Source organism: Mesorhizobium sp. M0898, from assembly GCF_040319695.1.
Classification (GTDB): Bacteria; Pseudomonadota; Alphaproteobacteria; order Rhizobiales; family Rhizobiaceae; genus Mesorhizobium.
Genome location: NZ_JAMYOE010000002.1, coordinates 223074 through 238965, shown reverse-complemented (window position 1 = coordinate 238965; position 15892 = coordinate 223074). Strand labels below are relative to the sequence as shown.

Annotated in this window: 15 protein-coding genes; 5 read left to right on the top strand and 10 right to left on the bottom strand. The window is 63.6% G+C overall.

The window, feature by feature from the left end; translation table 11 throughout:
* Nucleotides 1-35 precede the first annotated feature (35 nt).
* The 6 genes from NKH90_RS04170 to NKH90_RS04145 form a co-directional block, all read right to left on the bottom strand.
* Nucleotides 36-443, bottom strand: a complete 408-nt coding sequence (locus NKH90_RS04170; RefSeq protein WP_352489184.1) for a F0F1 ATP synthase subunit epsilon — start codon at nucleotides 441-443, stop codon at nucleotides 36-38.
* A gap of 118 nt (nucleotides 444-561) precedes the next feature.
* Nucleotides 562-2127, bottom strand: a complete 1566-nt coding sequence (atpD, locus tag NKH90_RS04165) for a F0F1 ATP synthase subunit beta (protein ID WP_292656451.1) — start codon at nucleotides 2125-2127, stop codon at nucleotides 562-564.
* 67 nt (nucleotides 2128-2194) lie between these two features.
* Complete coding sequence (locus tag NKH90_RS04160; protein WP_352471280.1) at nucleotides 2195-3079, bottom strand: F0F1 ATP synthase subunit gamma; 885 nt, start codon at nucleotides 3077-3079, stop codon at nucleotides 2195-2197.
* Nucleotides 3080-3107: 28 nt separating this feature from the next.
* Nucleotides 3108-4637, bottom strand: a complete 1530-nt coding sequence (atpA, locus tag NKH90_RS04155) for a F0F1 ATP synthase subunit alpha (protein ID WP_352471281.1) — start codon at nucleotides 4635-4637, stop codon at nucleotides 3108-3110.
* On the bottom strand, nucleotides 4637-5197 hold the full coding sequence (locus NKH90_RS04150; RefSeq protein ID WP_352817529.1) for a F0F1 ATP synthase subunit delta: 561 nt from the start codon (nucleotides 5195-5197) through the stop codon (nucleotides 4637-4639). Before NKH90_RS04150 ends, atpA begins: the two co-directional genes overlap by 1 nt.
* Nucleotides 5198-5443: 246 nt before the next feature.
* Entirely contained in the window at nucleotides 5444-5839 is a 396-nt protein-coding gene (locus NKH90_RS04145) for an AGROH133_08824 family phage infection protein (protein ID WP_352500793.1), read from the bottom strand.
* A gap of 210 nt (nucleotides 5840-6049) precedes the next feature.
* Here NKH90_RS04145 and NKH90_RS04140 point away from each other — a divergent pair, with 210 nt between their 5' ends.
* Together NKH90_RS04140 and NKH90_RS04135 are read left to right on the top strand one after the other, a co-directional pair.
* Nucleotides 6050-6295 (top strand): type II toxin-antitoxin system Phd/YefM family antitoxin, encoded by a 246-nt coding sequence (locus NKH90_RS04140; protein ID WP_254018681.1) that lies wholly within the window; start codon nucleotides 6050-6052, stop codon nucleotides 6293-6295.
* Nucleotides 6292-6747: a type II toxin-antitoxin system VapC family toxin gene (locus tag NKH90_RS04135; RefSeq protein ID WP_352471284.1), complete on the top strand. Its 456-nt coding sequence runs from the start codon at nucleotides 6292-6294 to the stop codon at nucleotides 6745-6747. Before NKH90_RS04140 ends, NKH90_RS04135 begins: the two co-directional genes overlap by 4 nt.
* A gap of 9 nt (nucleotides 6748-6756) precedes the next feature.
* Here the strand turns inward: NKH90_RS04135 and NKH90_RS04130 are convergent, their stop codons facing one another.
* On the bottom strand, nucleotides 6757-8940 hold the full coding sequence (locus NKH90_RS04130) for a primosomal protein N' (protein ID WP_352817526.1): 2184 nt from the start codon (nucleotides 8938-8940) through the stop codon (nucleotides 6757-6759).
* A 90-nt stretch (nucleotides 8941-9030) separates the two neighbouring features.
* On the opposite strand from NKH90_RS04130, the gene fsa reads away from it, so the two are divergent.
* Nucleotides 9031-9684 (top strand): fructose-6-phosphate aldolase, encoded by a 654-nt coding sequence (fsa, locus tag NKH90_RS04125; protein ID WP_023678103.1) that lies wholly within the window; start codon nucleotides 9031-9033, stop codon nucleotides 9682-9684.
* A gap of 72 nt (nucleotides 9685-9756) precedes the next feature.
* Here the strand turns inward: fsa and NKH90_RS04120 are convergent, their stop codons facing one another.
* Entirely contained in the window at nucleotides 9757-10338 is a 582-nt protein-coding gene (locus tag NKH90_RS04120) for an LPS assembly lipoprotein LptE (protein WP_352504883.1), read from the bottom strand.
* Nucleotides 10325-12949, bottom strand: coding sequence for a leucine--tRNA ligase (gene leuS, locus NKH90_RS04115; protein ID WP_352817523.1), 2625 nt, complete (start codon nucleotides 12947-12949; stop codon nucleotides 10325-10327). Before leuS ends, NKH90_RS04120 begins: the two co-directional genes overlap by 14 nt.
* A 146-nt stretch (nucleotides 12950-13095) precedes the next feature.
* Here leuS and NKH90_RS04110 point away from each other — a divergent pair, with 146 nt between their 5' ends.
* Both NKH90_RS04110 and NKH90_RS04105 read left to right on the top strand, forming a co-directional pair.
* On the top strand, nucleotides 13096-13758 hold the full coding sequence (locus tag NKH90_RS04110; RefSeq protein ID WP_352471288.1) for a YggS family pyridoxal phosphate-dependent enzyme: 663 nt from the start codon (nucleotides 13096-13098) through the stop codon (nucleotides 13756-13758).
* 109 nt (nucleotides 13759-13867) lie between these two features.
* Complete coding sequence (locus tag NKH90_RS04105; RefSeq protein ID WP_352817519.1) at nucleotides 13868-14917, top strand: aldo/keto reductase; 1050 nt, start codon at nucleotides 13868-13870, stop codon at nucleotides 14915-14917.
* Between the two features lie 57 nt (nucleotides 14918-14974).
* Here NKH90_RS04105 and NKH90_RS04100 read toward each other — a convergent pair whose 3' ends face one another.
* Nucleotides 14975-15883, bottom strand: a complete 909-nt coding sequence (locus NKH90_RS04100) for a LysR family transcriptional regulator (RefSeq protein ID WP_352817516.1) — start codon at nucleotides 15881-15883, stop codon at nucleotides 14975-14977.
* Nucleotides 15884-15892: the final 9 nt, after the last annotated feature.

Here is a 15892-nt window from a genome sequence, read left to right as displayed (position 1 = left end):
AAGCCCGCTTTTTCAGTTAGTCATTTGAGCGAACCTCAAGCCGGCAGGATGGCGCCTTCGAGCGTGGTGAGCTGGTTGAGGAACTGCTCGGCCTTGCTGCGGGTCTGGTCGTCCTTGGCGTCGGCGGCGTCTTCCCTCGCCTCCTGGATGCGGCGGGCAAGGTCGGCGCGGTCGATGTCGCCGACGGCCACAGCCGATTCGGCGAGCAGCGTGCAGCCGGCCGGAACGATGTCGGCAAAGCCGCCGAACACCACATAGCGCTCTTCCTTGCCTTGCGCGGTCTTCAGCGTAACGACGCCCGGCTTGATTGTGGTCATGACCGGTGCGTGATGCGCCATGACAGTCATCTCGCCTTCGGCGCCCGGGATGACGACGGATTCGACCTGCTCGGAAACCAAGAGGCGCTCCGGCGAGACCAGTTCGAATTTGAAAGCTTCAGGCATGATCAATCTAGCGACTGGTGAATGGTGAATGGTGAACGGTCAGAAAGAATGACCTTCACTCAGCCCCGATTTCCTATCCGCTACTCCCCATTCACAATTCACTATTGACCATTCACCATCAGGCCGCTTCAGCGGCCAGGCGCTGTGCCTTCTCGACCGCTTCCTCGATGCCGCCGACCATGTAGAAGGCGGCTTCTGGCAGATGGTCGTAGTCGCCGTTGCAAAGGCCCTTGAAGCCCTTGATGGTGTCGGCGAGGTCGACCAGCTTGCCCGGTGCGCCGGTGAACACTTCGGCGACGAAGAAGGGCTGCGACAGGAAGCGCTCGATCTTGCGGGCGCGGGCCACCGTCTGCTTATCCTCTTCCGACAGCTCGTCCATGCCCAGGATGGCGATGATGTCCTGCAGCGACTTGTAGCGCTGAAGGATCGACTGCACCTGGCGGGCGACCTGGTAATGCTCTTCGCCGACAACCATCGGGTCGAGCATGCGCGAGGTCGAATCGAGCGGATCGACCGCCGGATAGATGCCCTTTTCCGAAATCGCGCGGTTGAGCACGGTCGTCGCGTCGAGGTGGGCGAACGAGGTCGCCGGTGCCGGGTCGGTCAGGTCGTCGGCCGGCACATAGATCGCCTGCACCGAGGTGATCGAACCCTTGGTCGTCGTGGTGATACGCTCCTGCAGCGCGCCCATGTCGGTAGCCAGCGTCGGCTGGTAGCCCACGGCCGAAGGAATGCGGCCGAGCAGCGCCGACACTTCCGAGCCCGCCTGCGTGAAGCGGAAGATGTTGTCTACGAAGAACAGCACGTCCTGGCCCTGGTCGCGGAAATATTCGGCAACCGTCAGCCCGGTCAGGCCGACGCGGGCACGCGCGCCCGGCGGCTCGTTCATCTGGCCATAGACGAGCGCTGCCTTGGAGCCTTCGCCGCCGCCCTTCTTGTTGACGCCGGACTCGATGAACTCATGATAGAGATCGTTGCCTTCGCGGGTGCGCTCGCCGACGCCGGCGAACACCGAGAAGCCGCCATGCGCCTTGGCGACGTTGTTGATCAGTTCCTGGATTAGCACCGTTTTGCCGACGCCGGCGCCGCCGAACAGGCCGATCTTGCCGCCGCGGGCATAGGGGGCCAGCAGGTCGAGCACCTTGATGCCGGTGACCAGGATCTGCGCTTCCGTCGACTGCTCGACATAGGTCGGCGCCGGCTGGTGGATCGAGCGCATCTCGATGCCGTCGACCGGGCCTGCCTCGTCGACCGGCTCGCCGATGACGTTGATGATGCGGCCGAGCATGCCCGGGCCGACCGGCACGGTAATCGGTGCACCGGTGTCATAGACGTCCTGGCCGCGGACCAGACCTTCGGTCGAGTCCATGGCGATGCAGCGCACGGTGTTTTCGCCCAGATGCTGGGCCACTTCGAGCACGAGGCGATTGCCGACATTGATCGTCTCAAGCGCGTTCAGGATCGCCGGCAGATGTTCGCCGAACTGGACGTCGACAACGGCGCCGATGACCTGGCGAACCTTGCCTGCCAGGCCGGTTTTCTTGATGGTGGCGGCCGGCGCATTTACAGCGGCGGCCTTGGTTGCTGCCGCCTTCTTGGCCGGAGCGGCCTTTGCTGCTGCCGGAGCCTTCGCTGGTGCCGCGGCCTTAGGGGCTGCCGTCTTCGGGGTCGCTGCTTTCGCCATCGTCCTTACCCTTTTCGTCTCTTTGTTTCTCACACGCTTGAGGTCGATGACCTCCTTGTGGGCGTGCCTAGAGCGCCTCGGCGCCCGAAATGATTTCGATCAATTCCTTGGTGATCTGCGCCTGCCGCTGGCGGTTGTAGGTGATCGACAATTTGTTGATCATGTCGCCGGCGTTGCGCGTCGCATTGTCCATGGCGCTCATCTTGGCGCCCATCTCGCCGGCAGCATTCTCGAGCAGCGCGCGAAAAACCTGCACGGAAATGTTGCGCGGGATGAGATCGGAGAGGATCTCGCCCGGCTCCGGCTCGTATTCGTAGACGGCGCTGCCGCCATCCCTCACTTCCGCGCCAGCCGCAGGCGCGCCCGCCGGGATAATTTGCTGCGCCGTCGGGATCTGGCTGATCACCGACTTGAACTGCGAATAGAACAGCGTGCAGATATCGAAGCCGCCTTCGTTGAACAGGTGGATCACCTTCTTGGCGATGGCATCGGCATTGACGAAGCCCAGCGTCTTGACCTCGCGCAGGTCGACACGCTCGATGATCAGCGCCCCGTAGTCGCGGCGCAATATGTCGAACCCCTTCTTGCCGACGCAGATGATCTTGACCTGCTTGCCGTCTGCCAGAAGCTTACGGATGTGGTCGCGGGCAAAGCGGGCGATCTGCGAATTGAAGCCGCCGCACAGACCGCGTTCGGCCGTGCAGACGACAAGCAGATGCACGTCGTCCTTGCCGGTGCCGGTCATCAGTGCCGGGGCATCGCCGCCGCCGCCGATCGCCTGGGTGATATTGGCCAGCACCGCGCCCATGCGCTCCGAATAGGGACGCGCCGCTTCCGCCGCTTCCTGCGCGCGACGCAGCTTCGCCGCGGCGACCATCTGCATCGCCTTGGTGATCTTCTGCGTCGCCTTGACCGAGGCGATACGGTTACGAAGGTCTTTTAACGAAGGCATGCTTCAAACCTGATCCCGTCCGTCCTGCTCAAGCAAAGGTCTTGGCGAAGGCGTCGATTTCTGCCTTCAGCCTGGCGCGCAGATCGTCGGACAGCGCCTTCTCCTTGCGGATGCCGTCGAGCACGTCCTTGCCGGCCGAGCGCATATGCGACAACAGGCCATGCTCGAACTTGCCGACCTGGTTGATCGTCAGCTTGTCGAGATAGCCGTTGACGCCGGCGAAGATCACCGCGACCTGCTCCTCGACCTTGAGCGGCGAGAATTGCGGCTGCTTCAACAGCTCGGTCAGGCGCGAGCCGCGGTTGAGCAGGCGTTGCGTGGCGGCATCGAGGTCGGAGCCGAACTGCGCGAAAGCAGCCATTTCGCGGTACTGCGCGAGCTCGCCCTTGATTGACCCGGCAACCTGCTTCATCGCCTTGATCTGCGCCGAGGAGCCGACGCGCGACACCGACAGGCCGACATTGACCGCCGGGCGCACGCCCTGGAAGAACAGATTGGTTTCCAGGAAGATCTGGCCGTCGGTGATCGAGATGACGTTGGTCGGGATATAGGCCGAAACGTCGTTGGCCTGCGTTTCGATGATCGGCAGCGCCGTCAGAGACCCGCCGCCGTTTTCGTCGTTGAGCTTGGCAGCGCGCTCGAGCAGGCGCGAGTGCAGGTAGAAGACGTCGCCGGGATAGGCCTCGCGGCCCGGAGGACGGCGCAGCAGCAGCGACATCTGGCGATAGGCGACGGCCTGCTTCGACAGATCGTCGTAGCTGATCAGCGCGTGCATGCCGTTGTCGCGGAAATATTCGCCCATGGTGCAGGCGGTGAACGGCGCCAGGAACTGCATCGGCGCCGGATCGGAGGCGGTCGCGGCGATGATGATCGAATAGTCGAGCGCGCCGCGCTCTTCCAGGACCTTGACGAACTGCGCCACGGTCGAGCGCTTCTGGCCGACGGCGACATAGACGCAGTACAGCTTTTCCTTCTCAGGGCCGTTGTCGTGCACCGATTTCTGGTTGAGCATGGTGTCGAGGATGATCGCGGTCTTGCCGGTCTGGCGGTCGCCGATGACCAGCTCGCGCTGGCCGCGGCCGACCGGGATCAGCGCGTCGATGGCCTTGAGGCCGGTCGACATTGGCTCGTTCACCGATTTGCGCGGGATGATGCCGGGCGCTTTGACGTCGACGCGCTTGCGTTCGGTGGCCTGGATCGGGCCTTTGCCGTCGATCGGGTTGCCGAGCGCGTCGACGACGCGGCCGAGCAGACCCATGCCGACGGGTGCATCGACGATGGCGCCGGTGCGCTTGACGGTGTCGCCTTCCTTGATGTCGCGGTCGGCGCCGAAGATGACAACGCCGACATTGTCGGCTTCGAGGTTGAGCGCCATGCCGCGGATGCCGCCGGGGAACTCGACCATCTCGCCGGCCTGGACATTGTCGAGGCCGTAGACGCGGGCGATACCGTCACCGACGGACAGCACCTGGCCGACTTCGGAGACCTCGGCCTCCTTGCCGAAATTCTTGATCTGGTCTTTCAGAATTGCGGAAATTTCCGCGGCGCGGATGTCCATCAGCCGACCTCTTTCAGTGCAAGCTTGAGCGAATTGAGTTTGGTTTTGAGCGACGTATCGATCTGGCGCGAGCCGATCTTGACCACCAGTCCGCCGAGCAGCGACGGATCGACGGTGACCGTGATCGCCACGTCTTTGCCGGCGACGCTTTTCAGCGCTGCTTTCAGCTCGGTTTCCTGGGCAGGCGTCAGCGCATGCGCCGAGGTGACCTCGGCAGCGGTCTCGCCGCGGTGTTCGGCGGCGATCCGGCGGAACGCCTTGATCATGCCGGGCACGGCGAACAGCCGGCGATTCTGGGCAACGACGCGCAGGAAATTGCCGGTGAGGCCGGTAATCCCTGCTCTGTCGGCGATCGCGGCGATCGCCTTGGCCTGGTCCTCGCTGGAGAAGACAGGGCTCCTGATCAGCCGCGAAAGGTCAGCGCTGCCTTCGAGCATCGTTTCGAACCTGTTGAGGTCGGCCTCGACGCTGGCGACCGAATTGGCCTGCAGCGCGAGTTCGAACAGCGAACCCGCATAGCGTTCTGCGACACCTGAGGTTGGCGATGACGATTGGGCCACGGACCGTCTTTTCTCTTGTCTGACAGGCCGCAGATTGTTGGCGCGAGCAAAAACTCTGGCTAAATCTTTGACCTTACTGCATTTTTCCAAGCACGGAGGCGCGGCTTCCGCTATCCCCGGTCGAAAGTCGATTGCCGTCTAGCACAGGCATTTTCAGACCGCAATGCGTCGTCCGGCATGGTTTTCAGGCACTATTGTCGCATCCGCCGGGCGAGTTCAGCAACCAACCCCGGATTGATCCCTGATTCAGGGCAAAAAGCCGAAGGCGAAGGCAAGCGGCAGCGCCGCCAGCACCAGCTCGACGACGATGGAAGCCCAGTTGAACGGCGTGTTGGCGCCGTCCGACATCATCGATAGCAGCCGGCCGAAGGCGGTGAACAGCCAGGAGAAGCCGAGCGCCATATAGAGCAGCGGCTGCGCCAAGAGGATGCAGCACAGGCTGACACCGAGATAGAAGCCCGACATCCTGCCGCGACCTTCGGCGATCGCCGCCGCCTTCTCGGGCTTGACCTGCAGCCTGAGAATCCGGAAGGCCAGCCCTGGCGCCAGGAACAGCAGCAGCCCGAAAAGCAAGGTCACGACGGCGCTTGACCATGCCAGCCACTCGCCCTGGCTCATCGGCCATGGAAACGCAAATTCCATCCTTGTCCCCTCGTAAATGGATATTCAAAATTTTCGGGCATTCTAGCGAAGCAAGAGACATGCGCCAGATGGGCCGTCGCAATTTACGGGGCGTCAGCCCAACGCGAGCGCCGTTGTATCGACCGGGCTAACAGGACGTTACACAACGGGCTGTTTTTTTCTGCACAATTCCTATATTGTGACTACATGAGACCACAAGAGGTTCCGCGCATGAAGACGATGCAACTACGAGAGGCAAAGGCCAGCCTTTCCGCGCTCGTGGAGGCTGCTGAGAACGGTGAGCCCACGGTTATCACCAAGCACGGCAAGCCCGCAGTCATGGTGGTGCCAATCGGTGAGGGACGGAAACTTTATCCGCAGAACAGCCAAAAAGACTTCGTGGATTTCCTGCTTCAGTATCCAGGCGGCATCGAGCTTGAGCGAAACGAATCGCCGTCGCGGGAAGTGGAGTTTTGACCGGCTATCTGCTTGATACGTCTTTTCTCTCGGCATTTGCACCTGGTCGGCCTCTGCTTCCGGCACACGTGCAGAACTGGGTTGCCGAACAAGGAGAACGCGGCTCTTGGCAGCTCTCGTCGATCGTCATCTTGGAGGTGGAACGAGGAATCGCGAAACTGAAGCGGGCGGGCGGGCATATGAAGGCAGAGCGCATCAATGAGTGGTTCGAAAGGTTGCTTCTAGAGTTCAACCAGCGCATCCTTCCCATCGATTTAGCAATCGCGCGAGAAGCCGGAAAACTGGAAGACGCCACTATCGCCAGAGGCGCCAATCCGGGTCTGGCGGACGTTCTGATCGCAGCTACTGCCCGTTTGCACGGCCTGTCAGTTTTGACGGCCAACACCCGGCATTTTGCGATTCTCGACGTGCCTTACCTGAACCCATTCACCGAACGCGCCTCGAAAGGGTAATTCGACAGCTTACAAAAAGCTCTGCGGGTCGATGTCGACCTGGACTCGCACCGAGCCCCTTATCCTCGGTCCCTCAGCCAGCATGGTGCGAATGAACCCTTGCATGTCGGCGCGCCGTTCGCCTTGGATCAGCAGGCGAAAGCGATGGCGGCCGCCGATCAATGACAGCGGCGCCTCGGCCGGGCCGAGCACGAACAGGTCGGTGGCTTGCGGCGCGGCGCGACGCAGGCCACGGGCGTGCCCTTCGGCTTCGGCCCGTGTCACCGCGCTGACGATGACGCCGGCGAGCCTGCCGAAGGGCGGCAGCCCCGCCCGCTCACGCTCGGCGATCTCGCGCTCGTAGAAGGCCTCGGCATCGCCTGAGACGATCGCGCGCATCACCGGGTGGTCGGGTTGGAAGGTCTGCAGCAGGCCGAGGCTTTTCTTGCCGGTGCGACCGGCGCGGCCGGTCACCTGGCTGAGCAGTTGGAAGGTGCGCTCGGCGGCGCGCGGGTCGCCATTGGCAAGGCCGAGATCGGCATCGACCACACCGACCAGCGTCATATTGGGGAAGTTGTGGCCCTTGGCGACGAGTTGCGTGCCGATGACGATGTCGGCCTCGCCATTGGCGATGGCTTCAAGCTCGAGCCGCAGCCGCCGCACGCCGCCCATCAGGTCCGACGACAAGACGATGGTGCGGGCATCGGGGAAATGCGCGACGACCTCCTCGGCGATGCGCTCGACGCCTGGCCCGCAGGCGACCAGATGATCGAGCGTGCCGCATTCCGGACAGGCTTCGGGCCGGCGTTCATTGTGCCCGCAGTGGTGGCAGACGAGCTGGCCGCGAAAGCGGTGCTCGACCAGCCAGGCCGAGCAGACCGGACAGCCGAAGCGGTGGCCGCAGACCCGGCAGAGCGTCAGCGGCGCATAGCCGCGCCGGTTGAGGAACAGCAGCGACTGTTCCTTTCTTTCCAGCGTCTGCCGCATATGGCCGAGCAGCACCGGCGACAGGAAGCCGCCGCGTGCCGGCGGCGCGCGGCGCATGTCGACCGCCTTGAGATCGGGAAGTGCCGCCTCGGCAAAGCGCGCCGAAAGCACCGCCCTGCTGTAGCGGCCCTGGCTGGCATTGACCCGGCTTTCGACCGACGGTGTCGCCGAAGCGAGCACGACCGGAAAACCGCCGATATGGCCGCGCACCACGGCCATGTCGCGCGCGTTGTAAAAGACGCGATCCTCCTGCTTGTAGGCGGGGTCGTGCTCTTCGTCGACGACGATCAGTCCAAGCTCCCTGAACGGCAGGAACAGCGCCGAGCGCGCGCCGGCGACGACCCGCGCGCCGCCTTCCGCCACCTGCCGCCAGACCTTTTCGCGCATCCTTGGCGGCAGATCCGAGTGCCATTCCGCCGGCTTGGCACCGAACCGCTCCTGGAAGCGTTCGAGAAAAGCGTGGGTCAGCGCAATTTCCGGCAGCAGGATCAGCACCTGCTTGCCGCGATCGAGCGCGGCCGCAACCGCCTCGAAATAGACCTCCGTCTTGCCGGATCCGGTTACACCATCGAGCAGGGTGACGCCGAATGTGCCGGTCGCGACGTTGGTGCGCAGCGTCTCGGCTGCTTCGCTCTGGTCCGGCATCAGTGAAGGCACGGCGTAGCCGGGATCGGGTGCTGCGACCACCGGCCGCGGCGGGATCATCACCGTCTCGAATACGCCCTGCGCCCGCAGCCCGTCCACCACCGTCGACGACACGCCTGCCGCATGCGCCAGGCCGGATCGCGTCCAGGCAAGTCCGCCTTCGGCTGTCTCCAGCACGCGCATCCTCGCCTCCGTCATCCGGTCGGGCTTGGCGAAGGTGCGCTGCAGCCCTTCGATCCACGGCTCCGGATCGAACGCCTCCGGCGCCCTGAGCAGCATGCGCGCCACCATGCCGGGCGGCGACAGCGTGTACTGCGCCACCCAATCGACAAAACGCCGCATCGCGCGGTCGATCGGCGGGCAGTCGAAAACCTGCTCGATCGGCCGCAATTTCTTCGCGTCGACCTTTTCGACGGCGCCGTCCCAGACGATGCCGGCGACCTGGCGAGGCCCAAGCGGAACGCGCACGATCGAGCCCGGCACCACGCGCATGCCAGCCGGCACGGCATAGGTGTAGGGGCGCTCGGCGGGCATCGGCACCAGCACCGGTGCGGCCGCGACAAAGGGCGAATCTTCCATCATGAGGCGTGACCTTGCCCCGACTTTGGTCTAGATCAAAGTCCGACCCCAAATGTGCATGACGTGCACATGAAAAATCTTCAGGAGACCGCCATGAAATTTTTTGTCGACACCGCCGATGTCAAGGAAATCCGCGAGCTGAACGATTTGGGGCTGCTCGACGGCGTAACCACCAATCCGTCGCTGATCCTGAAATCCGGCGGCAAGATCGCCGACGTCACAAGGGAGATCTGCGAGATCGTCAAGGGCCCGGTCTCGGCCGAAGTCGTCGCCACCGAATACAAGGACATGATGGCGGAGGCCAAGATCCTGGCCAGGATCGCCGACAATGTCTGCATCAAGGTGCCGCTGACGCTCGATGGCCTGAGAGCCTGCAAGGACATCCGGTCGGACGGCCGCATGGTCAACGTCACGCTGTGCTTCTCGGCCACCCAGGCGCTGCTCGCCGCCAAGGCCGGCGCCTCCTTCATCTCGCCCTTCGTCGGCCGCATCGACGACAGCGGCTGGGACGGCATGGAGCTGATTGCCGATATCCGCACCATCTACGACAATTATGACTTCCAGACCGAGATCCTGACCGCTTCTGTGCGCACCGTGAACCATGTCAAGCAGGCGGCGCTGATCGGTGCCGATGTCATCACCGCGCCGCCGGCGACGCTCAAGGCACTGGTCAAACACCCGCTGACCGACAAGGGCCTGGAACTGTTCCTCGCCGACTGGGCAAAGACCGGGCAGAAGATCGGCTGAAGCGATTATCCTACGAACAAAAAAAGGCCGAGCAATCGGCCTTTTTTTGCAGATTGCGCACTCCGGAAAGACCTAGCTTGCCGCCGGCTTGCCGTGCTTGATCAGATCCTGAGCGATCGACAGCCGCAGCACATCTGCCAGCTCGCGCGCCGCACGGTTCTCGGCGTCGATCTGGGCTCGGTATGACGCGAATTCCTGGCGCGGCCTGTCGTATGACGACGGAATCGAGCGCTTGCCCCTCGCTATGACCGTGCCCGTCTTGGCATCGCTGAGCACATAGTTGGCGGTCAGCGTTACAGTGCCGGCGGTCGGCTCGTCCTCGTCTGTCGTGACCTGCTCGATTGCCGCCGATTCGACGAGTTCGGAGACGCCGAGATCAAGCGAATAGACCGGCGAAGCCGGCTCGCCGGCGCCCCGGCCGAGCGCGAAGATCAAATTGTTGCGGACCTGCTGGGCGTAGCGGGTCTTGACCGGCTTGACCGAGATCGATGCCAGCTCGGCAGCAGCGCCGACCTGCGAGCCGGCGATCAGCGGCGCGCTCGAATAGAGCGGCCGCACCGTGCAGGCGGAAACCAGCGCCACCGAGGCGAGCAGCCCGCAAAGCACGACGCGGCGCAGCGTCAGCTCTGTCTTTCGCGGATCAGGCAACGACATTAACGATCCTCTGCGGCACGATGATCACCTTGCGCGGCGCCTTACCTTCGAGCGCTCTCTGCACGAAGTCGAGGGCCAGAACCGCTTTTTCGACCGCACCTTGGTCCGCGTCGCGGGCAATTGTCAAATCGCCGCGCTTCTTGCCGTTGACCTGCACCGGCAGCACGATCTCGGCGTCGACGACAAGCGAGGGATCGTAGACCGGCCAGGGCCGTTCGGCGACAAGGTCGGTGCCGCCGAGCGTCTGCCAGCACTCCTCGGCCAGATGCGGCATGACCGGCGCGATCAGGTGCACCAGGATCTCGACGGCCTCACGGCAGGCCGCTTGCAGCGCCGGACCGGCCTTGCCCTCTGCCGCCTCGTTGAGCGGTACAGTCAAGGCATTGGCGAGCTCATAGATGCGGGCGATGGCGCGGTTGAAGGCGAGCTTTTCGATATCCTCACCGACCGATTTCAGGATCTTGTGCGCGGCCTTGGACACTGTCCCGGCCTCGCCGTCCTTCGCCGCCTCTGGCCGGACTCCGGCGAGCGATTCGGCAGCCGTCGACACCAGGCGCCAGATGCGCTGGATGAAGCGGTGCGCGCCGGCCGCACCCTCGTCGGTCCATTCGACATCGCGCTCGGGCGGCGAGTCCGACAGCATGAACCAGCGCGCCGTATCGGCGCCGTAGCCGTCGGTGATCTCTTCCGGACTCACCGTATTCTTCTTCGACTTCGACATTTTTTCGAGCGGACCGATCACCGCCTCTTCGCCGGTGGCGATTTCGAAGGCGCGGCGCTTGCCGTCGGCGTCTTCCAGCCTGACCTCGCTTGGCGCAAGCCAGCGGCCGTTCGAGGCGCCACCAACCCGATAGGTCTCGTGCACCACCATGCCTTGCGTGAACAGGCCCCTGAACGGCTCGGCGAGATCGACATGGCCGGTCTCGCGCATGGCGCGGGTGAAAAAGCGCGAATAGAGCAAATGCAGGATCGCATGCTCAATACCGCCAATATACTGGTCGACCGGCAGCCATTCAGTCGCGGCCTCGGGATCGGTCGGATCGTTTGCCCACGGCGCGGTGAAGCGAGCGAAATACCACGAAGAATCGACAAATGTGTCCATCGTGTCGGTTTCGCGCCGCGCATCCTTGCCGCAACGCGGGCATTTGACGTGCCGCCATGTCGGATGGCGATCGAGCGGATTGCCCGGCCGGTCGAACTCGATGTCGTCCGGCAGCTTGACCGGCAGGTCGGCTTTCGGCACCGGCACCACGCCGCAATCCTCGCAATGGATCATCGGGATCGGGCAGCCCCAATAGCGCTGGCGCGAAATGCCCCAGTCGCGCAGGCGGAAATTCACCTTGCGCTCTGCCATCGGCCGGTTGCCGATGGTCCTTTGTTCCAGCAGCTTCGCCACCTCGTCGAATGCCTGATCCGGCTTCATGCCGTCGAGGAAGCGCGAATTGATCATCGCGCCATCATCGACGTAAGCCTCGTCGATGACCTGGAAGCTTCCTTGATTCTCGCCTTCCGGCATCACCACCGGAATGACCGGAAGGCCGTATCTGTTGGCGAAGTCGAGGTCGCGCTGGTCATGTGCCGGGCAGCCGAAGATGGCGCCGGTGCCATAGTCCATCAGCACGAAATTGGCGACGTAGACGGGTAGCGTCCACCTCTCGTCGAACGGATGGACGACGCGAGTGCCGGTATCGAAACCCTTCTTCTCGGCCGTCTCCAAGGCCGCCGCCGAAGTGCCCATATGGCGGACTTCGTCGATGAACTTTGCCAGTGCCGGATTGTCTTCGGCGGCCTTTTTGGCCAGCGGATGGTCGGCCGCAATCGCCATGAAGGACGCGCCGAAGATCGTGTCGGGCCTTGTCGTATAGACTTCGAGCTCATGCTCGCCGGCGATTGGCTTGACCAGCGGCCAGCGGATCAGCAGCCCTTCTGAACGGCCGATCCAGTTCGCCTGCATCAGCTTCACTTTTTCCGGCCAGTCGTCGAGCTGATCGAGCGAATCCAGCAGATCCTGCGCATAATCGGTGATCTTGAAGAACCACTGCGTCAGCTCGCGCTGTTCCACCAGCGCGCCTGAGCGCCAGCCGCGTCCGTCGATGACCTGCTCGTTGGCAAGCACCGTCATGTCCTCCGGATCCCAGTTGACCTTGGAGGATTTGCGCGTCACCAGCCCCTTCTCGACGAAATCGAGGAACAGCATCTGCTGGCGGTGATAGTAGTCGACATCGCAGGTGGCGAACTCGCGCGCCCAATCGAGCGACAGGCCCATGACCTTGAGCTGCTCGCGCATGGCGGCGATGTTCTGATAGGTCCAGTCCTTGGGATGGACCTTGTTCTGCATCGCCGCGTTTTCGGCTGGCATGCCAAAGGCGTCCCAGCCCATCGGGTGCAGCACATTGAAACCCTTGGCCCGCTTGTAGCGCGCCACCACATCGCCCATCGTATAGTTGCGGGTATGGCCGATATGGATGCGCCCCGACGGATAGGGGAACATCTCCAGCACGTAGTATTTCGGGCGCGGGTCGTCATTGTCGGCTTCGAACAGCTTCTTGGCGTCCCAGGCCTTCTGCCATTTGGGCTCTGACGCGCGCGGATTGTATCGTTCGGTTGCCATCGGGTGTTTTTCACTTAAAAGCATGCGCGAGCCGCCGGACAATGCCCGGGCGGCTCAGGAAATGTCGTCGCGGTGTTCACCATGGATTGCCGGACCCGTCAACTGCGGCGATCCGGCGAAAAGCCAAACACAGGCAGGATATAGGCATGGCGAGCGCCGCCGAACAGCTTTTCACGGTCAAGGCAAGGATCGCTGCCGCCGAGCGCGAGGCAGGCCGTGAGGCCGGAGCGGTGACGCTGGTCGCGGTCTCGAAAACCTTCGACGCCGCCGATATCCGCCCCGTCATCGAGGCCGGCCAGCGCGTCTTCGGCGAAAACCGCGTCCAGGAAGCACAAGCCAAATGGCCGGCACTGCGGACGGCGTTTCCCGACGTCGAGCTGCATCTGATCGGTCCGCTGCAATCGAACAAGGCCAAGGAAGCGGTGGCATTGTTCGACGTCATCGAAACCATCGACCGTGAAAAGATCGCCGCAGAGCTGGCCAAGGAAATCGCCAGGCAGGGCAGGACGCCAAGGCTCTATGTCCAGGTCAACACCGGCTCCGAGCCGCAAAAGGCCGGCATCGAGCCACGCGAGGCTGTCGCCTTCGTCGCCCGCTGCCGCTCGGTTCACGCCCTCGCCATCGAAGGGCTGATGTGCATTCCGCCGGCCGACGAGAACCCCGGTCCGCATTTCGCGCTGCTGGAAAAGCTTGGGCTCGAGGCCTGCGTCGACAAGCTCTCCATGGGCATGTCCGGCGACTACGAAACCGCGATCGCCTTCGGCGCGACCAGTGTCAGGGTTGGATCGGCGATTTTCGGCGCCAGATGAGGCGCAGCCGACCTTAGGCCACAGGCTGACATTGACTAAGCCAGCGTATAGAAACGGAACGTTTCGTTCCTATATGGGTCGAGTTATTCTCAACCCGTCTGGAGCCACCATGCGTTACAATCAACTTGGAAATACGGGGATGTTCGTCTCCGAACTTTGCCTCGGCACGATGACGTTCGGCGCGGCCGGCGAGAATGCCCAATGGGGCCTGATCGCCAGCCTCTCCCAGAAGGGCGTCGACGAGATCGTTGCCCGCTCCCTCGCCGCCGGCGTCAATTTCTTCGACACGGCGGATGTCTATTCCTTCGGCGCCTCGGAACGGCTTCTCGGCCAGTCGCTCAGGAACCTTGGCGTCAACCGTCAGGACGTGATCATCGCCACCAAGGTTCATGGCGCCATGGGCGGCGGCCCGAACCAGCGCGGTTCCTCGCGCGGCCACATCATGGATTCGGTCGAGAGCAGCCTCGAGCGGCTACAGCTCGATCACATCGATCTCTACCAGCTGCACGGCACCGACACGGTGACGCCGATCGACGAAACGCTGCGGGCGCTCGACGACCTGGTTGCCGCCGGCAAGGTCCGCTATGTCGGCGTCTCGAACTGGCAGGCCTGGCGCATCGCCAAGGCGCTGGGTATTGCGGAGCGCAAAGGCTTTGCCCGCTTCGAGACCGTGCAGTCGTATTATTCGATCGCCGGCCGCGATCTCGAGCGCGAAATCGTGCCGCTGCTCAACGAGGAGAAACTCGGGCTGATGGTCTGGTCGCCGATGGCTGGCGGCCTGCTCTCCGGCAAATACGGACCGGGCGCCCCCGGCAATGGCGAGGGCCGCCGCGCCAGCTTCAATTTCCCGCCGGTCAATGAGGACCGTGCCTGGGCAGCGGTCGCTGTCATGCGCGAGATCGCCGTCAAGCACGGCGTCAGCGTCGCCACGGTGGCGCTCGGCTATGTCCTGGCCAAGCCATTCGTGATGAGCGTCATCATCGGCGCCAGCCGCATGGAGCAGCTGGAACAGAACCTTGCAGCCACCGAGTTGCAGCTCGATGCCGATGATCTTGTTCGCCTCGACGAAGTCAGTGCCCTGCCCGCCGAATACCCCGGCTGGATGCTGGAGCGTCAGGCGGCCGGCCGGCGTCCGGCGCCCTTCGTGCCGAACAAGTAGTTCAATTTACCTTCGATTCGATGCTTCGGGAGCCAGCAGGCTCCCGATTTTTTTGGCTCAGGTCAGCCGGACAGTCTCGACCAAAAAGTCCAAAAACGCCCGCACCCGCGCCGGCAGATGCTTGCCTTGGCCGACATAGACGGCGTGGGTGAGTTCCTCGTCGCCGGGGTTGAAATCTTCCAGCAGCGGCAGAAGCCGGCCGGCGGCAATGTCGGCCTCCACATGCCAGCGTGCCAGCCGGGCGATGCCCGCCCCCGAGAGCGCCATCAGCCGCATCGCCTCGCCGTCGCTGACCAGCGTATTTCCTATGATCGACAGGGTGATCGGCTTGCCGGCCGCGTCGATAAAAGGCCAGCCCTCGAGGTGACGAACGAAACGGAAGCCCATCCGGTTGTGACGATCGAGATCGGCGGGCGTCTTGGGCGTGCCACGCGCTTCGAGATACGATGGCGCCGCAACGACGACCACCCGGCTCTGCCCAAGCTTGCGCGCCACCAGCCGTGATTCGCCGAGCGGCCCGGCGCGGATCGCGACGTCAGCGCGCTCCTCCATCAGGTCGATGACATCATCGGTCAACACCAGATCGACCGAGATTTCGGGGTAGCGCTCCAGGAAACGCGGCAAAAGCGGGATCAGCCGATGCTGCCCGAAAGGCACGTAGCTGTTGATCCGCAGCCGGCCACGCGGCGCGGCACCCGCCGCTGCCTCGCGCTCGGCCGCCGCCATGTCGGCAAGGACGCGCACGCCGCTGTCGAAGAACGCCGCCCCCTCCGGCGTCAGTTGCAGCTTGCGCGTCGAACGGCTGACCAGCCGCGCACCAAGCCGCGCCTCCAGCCGCGCGATCAGCTTGCTCACCGCCGACGGCGTCATCCGCAACGCGCGGGCAGCGGCTGAAAAGCTGCCCGCCTCGACGACGCGGACGAACACTTCGATCTCGCCGGAGCGATTGATGTCGGGCCTGGCCATTGGTGAATC

What these genes read in the sequence shown, in the direction of transcription:
- NKH90_RS04170 (WP_352489184.1), bottom strand. Translation starts at nt 443, where the DNA reads ATGCCTGAAGCTTTCAAATTCGAACTGGTCTCGCCGGAGCGCCTCTTG.
- atpD (WP_292656451.1), bottom strand. Translation starts at nt 2,127, where the DNA reads ATGGCGAAAGCAGCGACCCCGAAGACGGCAGCCCCTAAGGCCGCGGCA.
- NKH90_RS04160 (WP_352471280.1), bottom strand. Translation starts at nt 3,079, where the DNA reads ATGCCTTCGTTAAAAGACCTTCGTAACCGTATCGCCTCGGTCAAGGCG.
- atpA (WP_352471281.1), bottom strand. Translation starts at nt 4,637, where the DNA reads ATGGACATCCGCGCCGCGGAAATTTCCGCAATTCTGAAAGACCAGATC.
- NKH90_RS04145 (WP_352500793.1), bottom strand. Translation starts at nt 5,839, where the DNA reads ATGGAATTTGCGTTTCCATGGCCGATGAGCCAGGGCGAGTGGCTGGCA.
- NKH90_RS04140 (WP_254018681.1), top strand. Translation starts at nt 6,050, where the DNA reads ATGAAGACGATGCAACTACGAGAGGCAAAGGCCAGCCTTTCCGCGCTC.
- NKH90_RS04130 (WP_352817526.1), bottom strand. Translation starts at nt 8,940, where the DNA reads ATGATGGAAGATTCGCCCTTTGTCGCGGCCGCACCGGTGCTGGTGCCG.
- fsa (WP_023678103.1), top strand. Translation starts at nt 9,031, where the DNA reads ATGAAATTTTTTGTCGACACCGCCGATGTCAAGGAAATCCGCGAGCTG.
- NKH90_RS04120 (WP_352504883.1), bottom strand. Translation starts at nt 10,338, where the DNA reads ATGTCGTTGCCTGATCCGCGAAAGACAGAGCTGACGCTGCGCCGCGTC.
- leuS (WP_352817523.1), bottom strand. Translation starts at nt 12,949, where the DNA reads ATGGCAACCGAACGATACAATCCGCGCGCGTCAGAGCCCAAATGGCAG.
- NKH90_RS04110 (WP_352471288.1), top strand. Translation starts at nt 13,096, where the DNA reads ATGGCGAGCGCCGCCGAACAGCTTTTCACGGTCAAGGCAAGGATCGCT.
- NKH90_RS04105 (WP_352817519.1), top strand. Translation starts at nt 13,868, where the DNA reads ATGCGTTACAATCAACTTGGAAATACGGGGATGTTCGTCTCCGAACTT.
- NKH90_RS04100 (WP_352817516.1), bottom strand. Translation starts at nt 15,883, where the DNA reads ATGGCCAGGCCCGACATCAATCGCTCCGGCGAGATCGAAGTGTTCGTC.